Raw genomic sequence first — 15,698 nt, forward strand, 5'->3', positions numbered from 1 at the left:
AGGGCTCACGATGGACGCAGCCGCGAGGCTGCGTCCTTTTTTGTTGGATGATGGTCGGCTTCATCCAGGCGTCGATGGATCACAGCGTTGCCGGCATGCAGTACCGCCGCGTATGGCGTGGCTTTGCCCCGCGCGGCTGAAAACGCGACAATGCAGGGGTTTCCCCGCCGCGCGCCCACCCTGACGGCGACGGGGGAAAGCGCGGGGGCCAACCCCGCGCGCGACACGGTTGCACGTGGCCCGGCGCTGGCGCCGGCCTTCCCCTGAGCATTGCTACAGAGTCCAAGTCCCCCATGTCCAAGATTCTCTACACGCTGACCGACGAAGCCCCGTTCCTGGCCACCCAGTCGCTGCTGCCGATCGTTGACGCCTACACCGCCACTGCCGGCATCGTGGTGGAAACCCGTGACATCTCGCTGTCCGGCCGCATCCTGTCGCAGTTCCCGGAACTGCTGTCCGACGCGCAGAAGGTCAGCGACGACCTGGCCGAGCTGGGCCAGCTGGCGACCACCCCGGACGCCAACATCATCAAGCTGCCGAACATCTCCGCCTCGGTGCCGCAGCTGAAGGCGGCCATCAAGGAACTGCAGGACCAGGGCTATCCGCTGCCGGATTACCCGGAAACCCCGGCCGACGACCAGCAGCGCGACTACAAGGCGCGCTACGACAAGGTCAAGGGCAGCGCGGTGAACCCGGTGCTGCGCGAAGGCAACTCCGACCGCCGTGCACCGCTGTCGGTGAAGAACTACGCGCGTAAGCACCCGCACCGCATGGGCGCCTGGTCGGCCGATTCGAAGTCGCACGTCGCGCACATGGCCGCCGGTGATTTCTACGGCAGCGAGAAGTCGGCCACCCTGGGCAACGCCGGTTCGCTGAAGATCACCTTCCATGGCAACGACGGCAGCACCGTCGTGCTGAAGGAAAAGACCGCGGTCAAGGCCGGCGAGATCGTCGACGCCGCCGTGATGAGCCGCAAGGCGCTGGCCGCGTTCCTCGGTGAGCAGATCGCCGATGCCAAGGCCCAGGGCGTGCTGTTCTCGCTGCACCTGAAGGCGACCATGATGAAGGTCTCCGACCCGATCATGTTCGGCGTGGCGGTCAATGAGTTCTACAAGGACGTGCTGGCCAAGCACGCCGACGTGCTCAAGCAGGCCGGTTTCGACGCCAACAACGGCATCGGTGACCTGGCTGCGCGCCTGCCGTCGCTGCCGGAAGCCACCCGTGCTGCGATCGAAGCCGACCTGGCTGCCGAGTACGCACAGCGCCCGGGCGTGGCCATGGTCAACTCGGACAAGGGCATCACCAACCTGCACGTGCCGAGCGACGTCATCGTCGACGCCTCGATGCCGGCGATGATCCGCGACTCCGGCAAGATGTGGAACGCCGAAGGCAAGCTGCAGGACACCAAGGCGGTCATTCCGGACCGCTGCTACGCCGGCGTGTACCAGGCCGTCATCGACGACTGCAAGGCGCACGGCGCCTTCGACCCGGCCACCATGGGTTCGGTGCCCAACGTCGGCCTGATGGCACAGAAGGCCGAGGAGTACGGCTCGCACGACAAGACCTTCCAGATCGCTGCCGATGGCGTGGTCAAGGTCACCGACGATGCCGGCACCGTGGTGTTCGAGCACGCCGTGGAAGCCGGTGACATCTGGCGCATGTGCCAGACCAAGGACGCGCCGATCCAGGACTGGGTCAAGCTGGCCGTCGAGCGTGCCCGCCTGAGCAGCACCCCGGCCGTGTTCTGGCTGGATGCCGCCCGCGCCCACGACGCGCAGGTCATCGCCAAGGTCGAGCAGTATCTGAAGGACCACGACACCAACGGCCTGGACATCCGCATCCTGCCGCCGGTGGAAGCGACCGCGTTCTCGCTGGACCGCATCCGCAAGGGCGAGGACACCATCTCGGTGACCGGCAACGTGCTGCGCGACTACCTGACCGACCTGTTCCCGATCATGGAGCTGGGCACCAGCGCCAAGATGCTGTCGATCGTGCCGCTGATGGCCGGTGGTGGCCTGTTCGAGACCGGCGCCGGTGGTTCGGCCCCGAAGCACGTGCAGCAGTTCGTCGAAGAGGACTACCTGCGCTGGGATTCGCTGGGTGAGTTCCTGGCCCTGGCCGCGTCGCTGGAACACCTGGGCAACCGCTATGACAACGCCGCCGCCCGCGTGCTGGCCAAGGCGCTGGACGAAGCCAACGGCCAGTTCCTGGACAACGACAAGTCGCCGTCGCGCAAGCTGGGTGGCATCGACAACCGTGGCAGCCACTTCTACATCGCCCTGTACTGGGCGCAGGCGCTGGCCGCGCAGGACGAGGATGCCGCGCTGAAGGCACGCTTCGCCCCGCTGGCCAAGGCGCTGACCGACAACGAGCAGAAGATCGTCGACGAGCTGATCGCGGTGCAGGGCAAGGCCGTGGACATCGGTGGCTACTACCGCCCGGACCTGGCCAAGGCCAGCAAGGCGATGCGCCCGAGCGCGACCTTCAACGCCGCGCTGGAGCAGCTGCGCGGCTGATCCTGCGCCGTTCGCCTGCTGCAACATGGAAACCCGCGCTTCGGCGCGGGTTTTCTTTTTCCGGGGCCGTGGGGTCAGATCCCTTTTGCGCGCAAAAGGGATCCGACCCCGAGCGATGAAAACCGTGACATCCGTCAGCTGTCGGACTGCCGTCAACGGGGCATGAAACTTGCCCGCAATGGCTGTCGCAGAACCGACAGAAGGGGGCGTGCAACCGCCTTCAATCTGAGCAGTCGATCACGACGGTCTTCGTCGGCAATATCCTAGCCTTGGCGACGCGAGACCACCGGGGAGGTGGTCGCCCGGGGACACGGATGGCACGCGTGCTGGTAGTGGGAACCGATATCCAGGGCGAGCAGGCCCTGCTGCAACGGCTGCGCCTGGCGTCGGCACTGCCGGACGGCCAGGTCCGCCGCAGCCGGGACCTGGACGATTGCGACCTGCTGGTCATCCGCGATACCCCGGCACTGCGCAACGCGGCCCAGCGCATGCGCCAGCAGCGACCGCGCCTGCAATGCTGGATCGAGGACAACGGCGGCCAACTGCGCGACGGCGACGGACACCAGGATGTGCTCGACGACGGTGCCATCGGCCGCGCGCTGCGTCGCATGCAGTTGGCACCGGAGCCCCTGGCCATGCCCGCACCCGCACTGATACGTCTGGCCGATGGCGCACACGCCATCACCCGCCTGCTGCGCGAGCGGTTGCCGCTGCGCCATGGCCAGGCACTGTTGAGTGATGCGGGCGAGCCTTTGCTGCTGATGGATCTGGAGCACGACCAGGCCGTGCTGTTGCAGGAACCCGCGAGCGCGCTGGTGGAGCGCCTGGCCGATGCTTTCGAACGCCTGCAGCTGGATGCACTGACGCCAATGCGCCTGCAGGCGCTGGCTGGTGAGCGATCACGCCAGCCGCTGCGGCCGCTGTTGTGGCAATGGGCGCAACGCAGCCGCCACTGGCAGGCACTGGACGAACGCCTGCGCGGCGCTTCGGTGAAGCTGCTGCGCTGGCCGGATTTCCGCGTACTGGGACACGACCACGATGGATTCCGCCTGTGCTCGTTGCTGCTCAAGCGCGCGTGCACGGTTGAAGAATGCGCGATGCTGCTTGAGCTGCCGGCGGCGGCCGTTCGCGATTTCATCCACGCGGCCTACCTGTGTGGCTACGCGCAGCTGCAGGCCGCCCCGGCGACGCCGATGATGGCGACCGGTGGCACCCGCACCGACAACGGACTGCTTGCCCGCCTGTGGCGGAACCTGCGCGGGAGTGAGCGCAATGCGTGAGCACAAGGTGGTGGTGCTGGGCGGCATGGGCAGCGGCAAGTCGACGCTGGTGCGCAGCATCGCGGCCGGCGCGGTAGTCGACACCGATGTGGCCAACAGTGATCGCCTCGGTGCCGACAAGGCCTCCACCACCGTCGCGCTGGACTATGCAGACATCGACCTGCCCAACGGAGAACGCCTGCGTCTGTACGGAACGCCCGGCCAGCAGCGTTTCGATTTCCTGTGGCCGATCCTGCTGCAGGGTGCACGGGGCGCGGTGCTGCTGCTGGACGCACGGCGCGCCGGCATTGCCAGCGAGCTGCAGGACTACCTGCAGGTGCTGCAGCCGTTCGCATCATCCCTGGCACTGGTCGTGGCCGTCACCCACCTGGACCAGGCACCACAGGCGGCGCTGGATGACTGGGCCACGCACGCCTGCCTCGACGACCAGCCGCTGCCGTTGCTGGCCGTCGATGCCCGTGACCGCGAACAGGGACTGCTGCTGATGGATGTACTGATGAGCGAAATGGAAGCGCACGCACTGGTGGCCGCGTATGGGTGACGGGCAGATGGCGGTACTGCCCGATGCGGGCCAGCGTGAGCGCCTGCAGCCGCTGCTGCAGGACCTGCAGCAGCGGGTGGAAGGCGTCCGCACGGTGGTGCTGGCCAGCGTCGATGGTTTTGCCTTGGTCAGCGCCGGTGCCGAAGGGCGCGGCGAACGGCTGGCGGCGATGACCAGCGCGATGCTGGCGTTGGCCGCAGCGGTGGGGCGCGAACTGGTGCTGGGCGATCTGCAGACGCTGATGCTGGAAGCGATGGGCGGGAAGGTGCTGATGCTGGCAATCCAGGCCGAAGGGCGTGCGCCGCTGCTGCTGATGGCGGCCTGCGACCAGCGCAGCGTGATCGGGCAGGTGCTGTGGCAGAGCAGGGAATGTGGCCAGGTGATCCTGGCCGAACTCGGCGGATCGTGAGCCCGGCCGCAGGGGAACGAGGGGCTCGAACCAACATCGACAAGGGGTGCGACGTGGCTGGATTGAATGAATCGTTGAACGCACTGATGGGCATCGACGGCGCGCAGGCAGTGGCGCTGGTCGACTACGAAAGCGGCATGCTGCTGGGCGAAGCCGGTGCCGGCATGGACATGGAAGTGGCCGCCGCCGGCAACACCGAAGTGATCCGGGCCAAGATGAAGACCGCCGCCTCGTTGAACCTCAATGACAGCATCGAGGATATCCTGATCTCGCTGGGCAAGGCGTACCACATCATGCGACCGGTCGCGAAGAAGAAGGGCCTGTTCTTCTACATCGTGCTGGACCGGACCAAGTCCAACCTTGCGCTGGCCCGACGCAAGGTGCAGGACGTAGAGGCCGAACTGGCGATCTGAGCCGGTAGTGCCGGCCGCTGGCCGGCGTCTGCATCGATCCATCGACGGTCCAGGTGCTGCCGGCCAGCGGCCGGCACTACCTTCGCACTCGACGCCATTGCACACGCCAGCGTATGGTGAAGCCGGTCCTCCCGGCTGAGTCCTGCATGTCCGAGCCTGATATCGATGCCGAGCTGGCGTCGCGCATCGCTGGTGCCATCCACGCTGGCTTCGAGCAGTACCACGCCCGCTTTGCGGCGATCACCGCCCGCGCGCGGCAGCGTTTCGAGCAGCGCGACTGGGCGGGCGCGCGCCGGGATGCAGTCGAGCGCATCGCGTTGTACGACCTGTGCATTGCCGAACAGATGGATGCACTGCGGCGCCTTGCCGGCGAAGCGGTCGGGGAGCGCGCACTGTGGCTGCAGGTGCATGCACGCTACAGCGAATTGCTGCGGGGGCTGATCGACGCCGAATTGTACAAGACGTTCTACAACACCCTGTCGCGGCGCTTGTTCTCCACCCGTGGCGTGGATCCGGCGCTGGAGTTCATCGCCTTTGACGTCGAGCCGTCCGATGCGATCACCCATCCGGTCGCGCGGCATACCTACGCGGTTTCACCGACGAGGCCGGTGGAGGCCCTGCAGCGCGTGTTGGCCGATTATCGCTTCGACATTCCGTATGCGCACCAGTTGCGCTGCGCGGCGGCCATCGCCGTGCGCCTGCAGGATGATCTGGCCCACTGGGGCGATACGCCGGTGCGCAGCATCGAGCTGCTGGACACCGTCTTCTATCGCGAGCGCCGTGCCTACCTGGTGGGCCGCGTGTTCGGCGAGCACCGCTTCTCACCCTGCGTGATCGCGCTGGTCAACGACGAGCGTGGCTTGCGTGCCGACGCGGTGCTCACCCGGCGCCGCGACGTCGCCCACCTGTTCGGCGTGTCGCGCAGTTATTTCCAGGCCGACCTCGCCACGGTGGGCGATGCGGTGGTGTTCCTGCGCAGCCTGCTGCCAGGCAAGCCCATCGATGAGATCTACACCGTGCTGGGCCGTGCCAAGCAGGGCAAGACCGAGCGCTACCGGACCTTCTTCCGCCACTTCAACGAACATGCGCAGGAGCGGCTGGTGCCCGCCGAAGGCACACCTGGCATGGTCATGGCGGTGTTCACCCTGCCCAGCTATCCGCTGGTGTTCAAGCTGATCCGCGACCGCTTCGCGTGGCCCAAGGCGATGTCGCGGCAGCAGGTGGAAGAGAAGTACGCGCTGGTGTTCAACCTCGACCGCGTCGGCCGCCTGCTCGATGCGCAGCCGTATCGCCACCTGCGCTTCCCGCGCGACCGCTTCGCACCGGCCTTGCTGGAGGAGCTGCTGCAGCAATGCGCGCAGACCGTGCGGGTCGATGGCGACCATGTGGAAGTCGCACTTTGCTACGTACAGCGTCGCTTCCGTCCATTGAACCTGTACCTGCGCGAGCAGGGGGGCGAGGCGGTACGCGCAGCGGTACTCGACTACGCGCAGGCGATCACCGACATGGCGCGCAACAACATCTTCCCCGGCGACATGCTGCCGAAGAACTTCGGCGTATCGCGACATGGCCGGGCCGTGTTCTACGACTACGACGAGCTGTGCCTGGTCAGCGACTGCGTGTTCCGCGCATGGCCGCAGCCGCGCACGCCGGAGGAAGCCATGGCCGATGAACCCTGGTTCCATGTCGGTCCACGCGACGTGTTTCCCGAGCGCTTCGGCCCGTTCATGGGGCTGCCCGCCAGCGAACTGGCGGCGGTGAGGGAGCACTACCGGCACCTGTTCGATCCGGCGTGGTGGCAGGACCTGCAGGCGCGCTTCGCCGAGGGGAACTATCCGGATACGCCGCCCTACGCGGCGGCCCATCGCCTGGCCTGAACGGCGTGGCGTGAAGCGCGTGCCGGTCCGGTCTGGACTGCGGTACGCTCGGTGCTCACTTCATCACCACGGATCCGGCAATGATGCGTTCCCCCCTGTTCCTTGCCCTGGCCCTGGCGTTCTCCGCCGGTGCCCCCCTGCTGCCAGCCGAGGCCGTCGCCCAGAACGCGCGCGCCGTGCGTGCCACCGCCGAGATGAGCATGGCGCTGTCGGGCAGTATCGACGTGGCGGCCGATGGTTCGGTCAGCGCGCTGGTCCTGGACCAGCAGGCGATGCTCGCACCGGGTATCGCCTCATTCGTGGAGGGCACCATCCGTGGCTGGCAGTTCGAGCCGACGCTGCGCGATGGCAAGCCGGTGGCGGTCCACGCACCACTGCGGGTGCGCCTGCGTGGCAAGCAGCAGGAGGACGGCAGCTACCAGGTCAGCATGACCAGTGTCGACTTCAGTGAGTATGACCCGAAGGCTACCGATTCGGTGACCCGGAAGAGCATGCCGCCACCGCGCTACCCCGAGGATGTCTTCCGCAGTGGTGGGCAGGGTGATGTGCTGTTGCTGGTCAAGGTAGCCCGCGACGGGACCGTGGCCGACGTCATTGCCGAACAGGTGAACATGACCGTGGTCGCGCCGGAGCGGACCCTGGCCAAGATGCGCGACCTGCTCGCCAAGGCCAGCATCAGCGGCGCGCGCAAGTGGACCTTCGTCCCGCCCACGACCGGCGAGAACAGCACGCGCGACTTCTGGACCGTACGCGTGCCGGTGAACTTCGCCCTGAACAGCGACACCGGCAGCAACGGCAATGCCCAGCCGGAGCGCTATGGCCGCTGGCGTGCCTACATCCCCGGCCCGCGCCAGGCCGCACCGTGGCGCAAGCCGGATGCCGTCGAACAGGCGGGCAGTGATCTGCTGCCGGCCGGGGGCGTGTACATGGTCGATGGCACCCAGCGCGGCCTGCGCCTGCTGACACCGTTGGCGCAGCGCTGAGCCCGGCGCGGTGAAGCGGTCGGCCAGGCCGGCCGCTTTTCAGTCCGCGTACGGGTAGACCACCACCCGGTTGCGGCCTTGTTCCTTGGCCATGTACAGGGCCTTGTCGGCCAGCCGCAGTGCCTGCTCGGCATCGACGTGGAAGCTGGGGAAGTGGGCCACGCCCAGTGACACGGTGATGGTGCCGACCGGCTCGAACGGATGATCGGCGATGTGCTGGCGCAGGCGCTCGCCGGCCTGGCGCGCAGAGTCGGTGCTGATGCCCGGCAACAGCAGCAGGAATTCCTCGCCGCCGGCACGGCAGAGGATGTCGCTGTCGCGCGAGTAGCGGCGCATCTGGTCGGCGATATGGACGATGGCCGCGTCGCCGACGTCATGGCCATGGCTGTCGTTGATCGATTTGAAGCGATCGATGTCCAGCGCCAGGATCGCGAACGGAATGCCCTGCACCTGCAATGCATCCAGCGCCTGCTGCAGGCCGCGGCGATTGAGCAGGCCGGTCAGCGGATCGGTACGGTTGGCGCGGCTGAGCGTGCCGATGCGGTCCTGCAGCGCGTTGAAGCTGTGCAGCACCGCCTGCTTGAGCTGGGCCACCTCGAAGTACCAGGCGCGGATGCCGCTGACGTGGCTGATCGCGTTGCCGGTGTCCTCGCCACCCTGCACGTTGCGCGCCAGCTGCCACAGCGGCATCGAGATGCGGCGGGCGAACCACCAGGTGACCAGCAGTGACAGCAGGCCGAGCGGGATCGCATTCCAGATCACCGCGGTCATCAACCGTGACAATGGCTGCAGCGTGGCCTCGGTCGGCCGCTGGGCGATGATGCCCCAGCCGGTGGCCGGCACCGGTGCATAGCCGGCCAGCATCGACACGCCCAGGTTGTTGCGGACCTGCTGCGCACCGCGTTCACCGCGCACGACTGCCTTCACCGCCGGGTTGCCGACCACGTAGTCGCCGACCCGCTTGCCATCGGCGTGGTACAGCAGGCGGCCATTGCGGTCCACCACGTACAGGTACGAGCCGTCGCGGTAGTAGTGCTTGCCCAGCAGCGTGTGCAGCGCACTGCGCTGGCGCAGGTACAGGGTGCCGCTGACGTAGCCGCGATAGCGGCCCTGGCGATCGAAGATCGGGTGCGACAGCGAGACCAGCAGCTTGCCGGTGGTCGACTGGTAGGGATCGCTGATCATCGGCTGGCGCGCGGCCAGTGCGGCGTTGTTGCCGGCGCTGTGCAGGATCTCGCCCTGCAGCTGCAGGGTCTGCGGCGAGGTGGCGATCACCAGGCCGTCGGCGTCGACCACCAGCGAGGAGTTGAAGCTGTTGGTCTGCAGCTGCAGCCGGCTGGCTTCATCCTGGGCCTGTGCCGGATCGAGATCATTCTGGCCGAGCCGGGTGGCGGCGTAGGCCAGCTCCTGCTGCGCGGCCAGCAGGAAATTCTGGGTGGTCTCGGCCAGCTTGGTGGCATAGACGCGGTTGGCTTCCAGGGTGTTGCCGACCAGCTGGTCGCGCTGCACGCGGTAACTGGCCAGCAGGGTATTGGCCAGGGCGATGATGGCGCTGAGCAGGGCCAGGGCGAGGATCAGCTTGCCCAGGTTGAGGCGGGGAGACAGCGTTCGCATGCGTCGACGGATCCGGCAGGAGGCTGGACCCGACCGGTTCTCCGGAAGGGGCGACAGCGGGAATCGGTGGCCACGCCCTTGGGGCCGGGCAGGGTATGGGGCGAATTATCGCCAAAAGTCAGCGGCGGCAAAGTGAAACAGGTCGCCCTGCAGCCAAAAAAAAACCTGCCGCAGCGGGCTCGGTGCCAAGACGCGTGGGCGCAGGGCCAGTCTGGCTGGTCAAGGAAATCTACAACTATTCGCATGGTACCTGCCCTCGGGAACTGAAAGCATGGTGCGTTTGGAGGATGCACGTTCATGCGATATCTGCTGCAGAGCTTGAGAGTTCTTCCTTGTGCAACCCATCGAAGCCACTTTGTCGAATCCCATCTTTCGCGGGTTCGCATGCACCTGAATGCCGGTGACCACGCTTCGGCCGAGGCCGTGATGGCGGGGGGGGCGGCTGAAACCCATGAGCACCTTGTCTGGCGCCTGTCGGTGGAACGCCGGGTTGGTCGATGGATCAAGACGTGGACGCAGGCGTTGCCACAGTCCTTTCATCCTCTATTGGTTTCTGCATATGCGGACATCAACAAGGCATGGACAGTCCGCGGTGAGAGTTACGCAGCGGATATCCCGATGTTGCGGCGACGCAGATACCCCGGGATCATGATGCAGGCATATCGGAAGCTCTCGGACATCGTGGCCCAGGAGCCTGGCAATGCAATGGCGCTGGCTGGCCTGATTCACTGCAACGTCGTGGTCGGCGCAGGTGACGGAAACAGGGAGGAATGGCTCGATGCGGCGATGGCGGCCGAGCCGTTCCATTGCCCATCGATCGTGCAGTATGCGAGAGGGACATGGCAGCGCTGGGGAGGCAAGCCCGATGATCACTTTCGATTTGCCGATTGGGTGGTTGAGAACGCACCCGCTGGTAGCTGCTCGCACATCGTGGCTGCACAAGCGGTGCTGGATGACGCCCTGACCGCGGCAGAAAGCTTCAGCACGATGCGAGGAATCTCCCGCCATCTCGGAAACGAGGAAACCGCTGCGTGGCTACGCCGCGCAATACTGAAATGGGCCGGTGCCACGCCCGAAACCCTGGAGTGTCGTCTGCAGGACATTGCGTCCGTTCATGGCGACAGCTATCACGGGGTCTGCATGGAGACATTTGCTTTTGCGGCGTACTTCGCGGGTGCGAAGGACGAGGCCCGCCAGCTGCTGATCGCATTGAGGGGGCGATTGCAGGCTGATGTATGGGGGATGCTCTTGCCCTCCATTCCCGGCTGGCTGGCTGCTGTTGGCCTCCGGCATCGGGCGGCGCACCTGGCGCATGATCGCATCTGTCGTGATCTGGAGATGGACCCGCGGCAGATCTGCCGATAGCTCCATGGTGCCCATGGACGGGAGCGCTGGTTCCAATGAAAAGGCCCCGCATCGCGGGGCCTTTTCTCGTTCCATCAAAGATGCGGATCAGCGCTTCATCGAACCGAAGAACTCGTCGTTGGACTTGGTGTTCTTCATCTTGTCCAGCAGGAATTCCATCGCGGCCATTTCATCCATCGGATGCAGCAGCTTGCGCAGGATCCAGATCTTCTGCAGCAGTTCCGGTTCGATCAGCAGGTCTTCGCGGCGGGTACCGGAACGGTTGATGTCGATGGCCGGGAACACGCGCTTTTCAGCGATACGACGGCTCAGGTGCACTTCGCTGTTGCCGGTGCCCTTGAACTCTTCGTAGATCACCTCGTCCATCTTCGAGCCGGTGTCGACCAGCGCGGTGGCGATGATGGTCAGGCTGCCGCCTTCTTCCACGTTGCGCGCGGCACCGAAGAAGCGCTTCGGGCGGTGCAGGGCGTTGGCGTCCACACCACCGGTCAGCACCTTGCCCGAGCTCGGCACCACGTTGTTGTAGGCGCGGGCCAGGCGGGTGATCGAGTCGAGCAGGATCACCACATCCTTCTTGTGCTCGACCAGGCGCTTGGCGCGCTCGATGACCATTTCGGCCACCTGCACGTGGCGCGCGGCCGGCTCGTCGAAGGTCGAGCTGATGACCTCGCCGCGCACGGTGCGCTGCATTTCGGTCACTTCTTCCGGGCGCTCGTCGATCAGCAGCACGATCAGGTGCACGTCCGGATGGTTGGTGGTGATGGCGGTGGCGACCTGCTGCATCATCATCGTCTTGCCGGCCTTCGGCTGCGACACGATGAGCGAGCGCTGGCCCTTGCCCTGCGGCGCCATCAGGTCGAGGATGCGGCCGGTGATGTCTTCCGACGAACCGTTGCCACGCTCAAGGGTGAAGCGGCGGCGCGGGAACAGTGCGGTCAGGTTCTCGAACAGCACCTTGTTCTTCGACGCTTCGATCGGCTCGCCGTTGATGGTGTCGACGATGTTCAGCGCGAAGTAGCGCTCGCCGTCCTTCGGGAAGCGGATGCGGCCGGAGATGTGGTCGCCGGTGCGCAGGTTGAAGCGGCGGATCTGGCTGGGCGAGATGTAGGTATCGTCCGGGCCGGCCAGGTAGCTGGCTTCGGCCGCGCGCAGGAAACCGAAGCCATCCGGCAGGATTTCCAGCACACCATCGGCGGCGACGCCGTCACCGTGGCGGGTCAGCACCTTCAGCAGGGCGAAGATCACGTCCTGCTTGCGGGCACGGGCCACGCCTTCGGAGATCTGCAGCTGCTCGGCGATTTCCAGCAGCTTCTGTGCCGGCATGCGCTTGAGGTCGCTCAGCGAGTAGACCGGGAAGCCCTCGGGCACGTTGGCGTGCGGGCGCGGCACGAACGGCTGCTGTTCGCCGCCGTCATTGGACATGCCATCGTCGCGGAAGCGGTTGTTGCGGTCACGGTCGCGGCGGTTGCGGAAGCGGTCGCGGCGGTTGCCCTGACCTTGCCCCTGGCCCTGCTGGCCGCTCTGGTTGTACGGGTTCTGGCCCTGGTTCTGGCCACCCCCCTGGTGATTCTGCTGCCGCGGCTGGCCGGATTCTCGGCCCTCGCCACCCTCGCCACCGCCACTGCTGGCGGGGGCCTCGGCGGCGGGCGCGCTCGGCGCAGGTGCTGCGGCCGGCGCCGGTGCTTCGGGCGCGGCGGCCAGCGGCAAGGTCGGCTGCGCCGGAGCGGCGCTGGTTTCTGCGGCTGCCGGGGCGGCGGCCTTGCTCACGCGGGGCTTGCGCACGCGCTTTTCGGCGGGCGCATCAGCGCTGCCGGTTTCGGAAGTGTTATCGGACAAGAGCGTTATTCCTCGCTTGAAGGTGCGAGCGCCCGGCTGGGGCGGCGAACGTTGGGAATGGGTCTGGAAGAAACTGCGTCCAGAGGGTGCGGCACGCGAACGCGGCCGGATATGCCGACACTATCATCGGCCTGCGGCGCCATGCAAGGGTCGCCGGGAACAGCATTCATCATGGGCGTGGTGCGCCCGCCGGCAGCCGCGCTCGGCGGCTGCCGGAGACCGGCAGGATCAGGCCAGGGCCTTGTCCAGCAGGCCGGCCAGCTGGGCCTTGCCCACCGCACCGATCTGCTCGCCGACCTTCTCGCCATCCTTGAACACGACCAGGTAGGGAATCGAACGCACGTGGTACTTCGCGGCCAGCGCACGGTTGTGGTCAACGTTGACCTTGGCGATCTTGGCGCGGCCCTGGTAGGCATCGGCCAGCTCGTCCAGCGCCGGGGCGATCATCTTGCAGGGGCCACACCACTCGGCCCAGAAATCGACCAGCACCGGTTCCTTGGAATTCAGCACTGCGCTATCAAAGTCGGCGTCGCCGACATGTACAACCTTGTCGCTCATCTTGGTTTCTCGTCTTGGATTGCACCCGGCCATGCCGGAGGTGGGTGAACTGGGCCTTGCCCGGTGGCGCGACCCTCGTCGTTGCCTCGCGGCGCACTGCCGCGGTGCGTTCGGCGGGATGCCTGGACGCTCACGGCCGGCAGTGTACCCCTATCGCGGGGCAGGGACAGGCGCCGTCTGGAACCCAGCGTATCGTGATCGCTTCGATGGCCGGTATGTGTCGGATTTCACTGTCTTCCTGAAGATGGGGCTGGCAGTGGGCGACACCAGCGCCTCCGTGCAAGCCGTTCAAGTCCGGTGTGGCTGGGTGAAGGTTACGTCTCTGGATGCCATGAGACGCCGCATTCCGGTTTGCCTGCCCGAGTGCGTTAAACTGGGGCATTGTGCGGCGCACGGACCGAGGGGTCCCGGCCTGCCAACCCGCCGCAGGGGCCGCAGTTTGCGACGGTTCCCCTAGACGCTGAAGTGCCAGCCGCCCCAAGGGCCGGCGGCCATACCAAGACGGACTCATGAGCGACAAACCGCTGACCGATTTGACCTTCTCCTCCTTCGAGCTGCACCCGGCCCTGCAGGCCGGCCTTGAAGGAGCCGGATTCACCCGCTGCACCCCGATCCAGGCGCTGACCCTGCCGGTCGCGCTGCCCGGTGGTGATGTTGCCGGCCAGGCCCAGACCGGTACCGGCAAGACCCTGGCCTTCCTGGTCGCTGTCGTGAACCGCCTGCTGACCCGTCCGGCGCTGGCCGACCGCAAGCCGGAAGACCCCCGCGCCCTGATCCTCGCCCCGACCCGCGAACTGGCCATCCAGATCCACAAGGATGCGGTGAAGTTCGGTTCCGACCTGGGCCTGCGTTTCGCGCTGGTCTACGGTGGCGTGGATTACGACAAGCAGCGCGAGCTGCTGCAGCAGGGCGTGGACGTGATCATCGCCACCCCGGGCCGCCTGATCGACTACGTCAAGCAGCACAAGGTGGTTTCGCTGCATGCCTGCGAGATCTGCGTGCTGGACGAAGCCGACCGCATGTTCGATCTGGGCTTCATCAAGGACATCCGCTTCCTGCTGCGCCGCATGCCGGAACGCACCATCCGCCAGACCCTGCTGTTCAGCGCCACCCTCAGCCATCGCGTGCTGGAGCTGGCCTACGAGCACATGAACGAGCCGCAGAAACTGGTGGTCGAAGCCGAGACCATCACCGCTGCCCGCGTGCGCCAGCGCATCTACTTCCCGGCCGACGACGAGAAGATCCCGCTGCTGCTGGGCCTGCTGTCGCGCAGCGAAGGCGCGCGGACCACGGTGTTCGTCAACACCAAGGTGTTCGTCGAGCGCGTTGCCCGCTCGCTGGAAAAGGCCGGCTATCGCGTCGGCGTGCTGTCCGGCGACGTGCCGCAGAAGAAGCGCGAGAGCCTGCTCAACCGCTTCCAGAAGGGCCAGCTGGAAATCCTGGTGGCCACCGACGTCGCCGCGCGCGGCCTGCACATCGACGGCATCAAGTACGTCTACAACTACGACCTGCCGTTCGATGCCGAAGACTACGTGCACCGCATCGGCCGTACCGCGCGCCTGGGCGAAGAGGGTGATGCGATCAGCTTCGCCTGCGAACGCTACGCGATGGGCCTGCCGGACATCGAGGCCTACATCGAGCAGAAGATTCCCTCCGAGCCGGTCACCAAGGAACTGCTGACCCCGCTGCCGCGCCCGGAACGCCCGGCCCCGGCTGCAGGCGAGGAAGGCGAGGACAACGAAAGCGTCGGCCAGATCTTCCGTGAAGCGCGCGAAGCCCGCGCCGCCGAGGAAGAGCGTCGGGGCGGTGGCCGCAGTGGCGGTCGTTCCGGCAGTGGTGGTGGTCGTGGTGGCCGTGACGGCGAGCGCAGCGGCGAACGCCGTTCGCGCGGCCCGCGCAAGCCGCGCGTGGAAGGCGAGCAGGGGGCTGCGGCCCCGGTCGCCGGTGCTGAAGGCGCCGCTGCCCAGGCCCCGCGTCCGCCGCGCCCGCCGCGCGCCGAAGGCGCACCGGAAGGTGCCGTGGATGGTGAACACAAGCCGCGCAAGCGCCGTCGTCGTCGCCACGGCCGTCCGGTCGAGGGTGCCGAGGGCGTGCAGGCCAACGCCGGCAACGGCGCGAGCCCGGTGACCCCGGTGCAGGTGGTGGCCAAGCCGGTGCGTACCGCCGCCGATACCGGCGATTCGTTCCTGACCCGCATCGGCCGCAAGATCCGCCGGATGCTGTCGGGCAACTGATCCTGTAGCACCCGACCGTTGGTCGGGTGGCTTCATGGGCGTGGGGGGGGGCGGGGCGCCGGCCCCCCCCCC

At 66.8% G+C, this 15,698-nt stretch carries 12 protein-coding genes; 9 read left to right on the forward strand and 3 right to left on the reverse strand.

All coding sequences use genetic code 11. The features are described from left to right. Positions 1-293 precede the first annotated feature (293 nt). The 7 genes from ACM0PK_RS10770 to ACM0PK_RS10800 all read left to right on the forward strand — a co-directional run bounded on the left by ACM0PK_RS10770 (position 294) and on the right by ACM0PK_RS10800 (position 8,019). Positions 294-2,516, forward strand: coding sequence for an NADP-dependent isocitrate dehydrogenase (locus tag ACM0PK_RS10770; protein ID WP_134970512.1), 2,223 nt, complete (start codon positions 294-296; stop codon positions 2,514-2,516). Positions 2,517-2,830: 314 nt separating this feature from the next. Further along, the gene (locus tag ACM0PK_RS10775) at positions 2,831-3,796 is read left to right on the forward strand and encodes a hypothetical protein (RefSeq protein ID WP_134970514.1); all 966 of its coding nucleotides are present in this window, start codon (positions 2,831-2,833) and stop codon (positions 3,794-3,796) included. Then, positions 3,789-4,337 carry a GTP-binding protein gene (locus tag ACM0PK_RS10780; protein ID WP_005419763.1) on the forward strand — a complete coding sequence of 183 codons (549 nt, stop codon included), beginning with the start codon at positions 3,789-3,791 and terminating at the stop codon, positions 4,335-4,337. Before ACM0PK_RS10775 ends, ACM0PK_RS10780 begins: the two co-directional genes overlap by 8 nt. Further along, complete coding sequence (locus tag ACM0PK_RS10785) at positions 4,330-4,746, forward strand: roadblock/LC7 domain-containing protein (RefSeq protein ID WP_414608041.1); 417 nt, start codon at positions 4,330-4,332, stop codon at positions 4,744-4,746. The genes ACM0PK_RS10780 and ACM0PK_RS10785 overlap by 8 nt, the downstream gene beginning before the upstream one ends. A gap of 53 nt (positions 4,747-4,799) precedes the next feature. Continuing rightward, positions 4,800-5,159 carry a hypothetical protein gene (locus tag ACM0PK_RS10790; protein WP_005419760.1) on the forward strand — a complete coding sequence of 120 codons (360 nt, stop codon included), beginning with the start codon at positions 4,800-4,802 and terminating at the stop codon, positions 5,157-5,159. A gap of 146 nt (positions 5,160-5,305) precedes the next feature. Further along, positions 5,306-7,036, forward strand: coding sequence for a bifunctional isocitrate dehydrogenase kinase/phosphatase (aceK, locus tag ACM0PK_RS10795; protein WP_414608042.1), 1,731 nt, complete (start codon positions 5,306-5,308; stop codon positions 7,034-7,036). Between the two features lie 80 nt (positions 7,037-7,116). After that, positions 7,117-8,019, forward strand: coding sequence for an energy transducer TonB (locus tag ACM0PK_RS10800; protein WP_134970520.1), 903 nt, complete (start codon positions 7,117-7,119; stop codon positions 8,017-8,019). Between the two features lie 39 nt (positions 8,020-8,058). On the opposite strand, the gene ACM0PK_RS10805 is transcribed toward ACM0PK_RS10800, so the two are convergent. After that, positions 8,059-9,633: a sensor domain-containing diguanylate cyclase gene (locus ACM0PK_RS10805; RefSeq protein ID WP_005419756.1), complete on the reverse strand. Its 1,575-nt coding sequence runs from the start codon at positions 9,631-9,633 to the stop codon at positions 8,059-8,061. A gap of 297 nt (positions 9,634-9,930) precedes the next feature. Here ACM0PK_RS10805 and ACM0PK_RS10810 point away from each other — a divergent pair, with 297 nt between their 5' ends. Next, positions 9,931-10,998 (forward strand): hypothetical protein, encoded by a 1,068-nt coding sequence (locus tag ACM0PK_RS10810; RefSeq protein WP_414608043.1) that lies wholly within the window; start codon positions 9,931-9,933, stop codon positions 10,996-10,998. 87 nt (positions 10,999-11,085) lie between these two features. Here the strand turns inward: ACM0PK_RS10810 and rho are convergent, their stop codons facing one another. Both rho and trxA read right to left on the reverse strand, forming a co-directional pair. Then, a complete protein-coding gene (rho, locus tag ACM0PK_RS10815; protein ID WP_180868798.1) occupies positions 11,086-12,834 on the reverse strand; it encodes a transcription termination factor Rho in 1,749 nt (582 codons plus the stop codon). A 228-nt stretch (positions 12,835-13,062) separates the two neighbouring features. Then, positions 13,063-13,392, reverse strand: a complete 330-nt coding sequence (gene trxA, locus ACM0PK_RS10820; protein ID WP_005411275.1) for a thioredoxin — start codon at positions 13,390-13,392, stop codon at positions 13,063-13,065. A 509-nt stretch (positions 13,393-13,901) separates the two neighbouring features. Here trxA and rhlB point away from each other — a divergent pair. Beyond that, a complete protein-coding gene (rhlB, locus tag ACM0PK_RS10825) occupies positions 13,902-15,626 on the forward strand; it encodes an ATP-dependent RNA helicase RhlB (RefSeq protein ID WP_414608044.1) in 1,725 nt (574 codons plus the stop codon). Positions 15,627-15,698: the final 72 nt, after the last annotated feature.

It is taken from the genome of Stenotrophomonas sp. FR010 (genome assembly GCF_047520755.2).
GTDB classification, from domain to species: Bacteria; Pseudomonadota; Gammaproteobacteria; order Xanthomonadales; family Xanthomonadaceae; genus Stenotrophomonas; species Stenotrophomonas sepilia.

Bases quoted from the DNA above. Each gene is read 5' to 3' on its own strand.
- ACM0PK_RS10770 (WP_134970512.1), top strand. From the start codon at position 294: ATGTCCAAGATTCTCTACACGCTGACCGACGAAGCCCCGTTCCTGGCC.
- ACM0PK_RS10775 (WP_134970514.1), top strand. From the start codon at position 2,831: ATGGCACGCGTGCTGGTAGTGGGAACCGATATCCAGGGCGAGCAGGCC.
- ACM0PK_RS10780 (WP_005419763.1), top strand. From the start codon at position 3,789: ATGCGTGAGCACAAGGTGGTGGTGCTGGGCGGCATGGGCAGCGGCAAG.
- ACM0PK_RS10785 (WP_414608041.1), top strand. From the start codon at position 4,330: ATGGGTGACGGGCAGATGGCGGTACTGCCCGATGCGGGCCAGCGTGAG.
- aceK (WP_414608042.1), top strand. From the start codon at position 5,306: ATGTCCGAGCCTGATATCGATGCCGAGCTGGCGTCGCGCATCGCTGGT.
- ACM0PK_RS10800 (WP_134970520.1), top strand. From the start codon at position 7,117: ATGATGCGTTCCCCCCTGTTCCTTGCCCTGGCCCTGGCGTTCTCCGCC.
- ACM0PK_RS10805 (WP_005419756.1), bottom strand. From the start codon at position 9,633: ATGCGAACGCTGTCTCCCCGCCTCAACCTGGGCAAGCTGATCCTCGCC.
- ACM0PK_RS10810 (WP_414608043.1), top strand. From the start codon at position 9,931: ATGCGATATCTGCTGCAGAGCTTGAGAGTTCTTCCTTGTGCAACCCAT.
- trxA (WP_005411275.1), bottom strand. From the start codon at position 13,392: ATGAGCGACAAGGTTGTACATGTCGGCGACGCCGACTTTGATAGCGCA.
- rhlB (WP_414608044.1), top strand. From the start codon at position 13,902: ATGAGCGACAAACCGCTGACCGATTTGACCTTCTCCTCCTTCGAGCTG.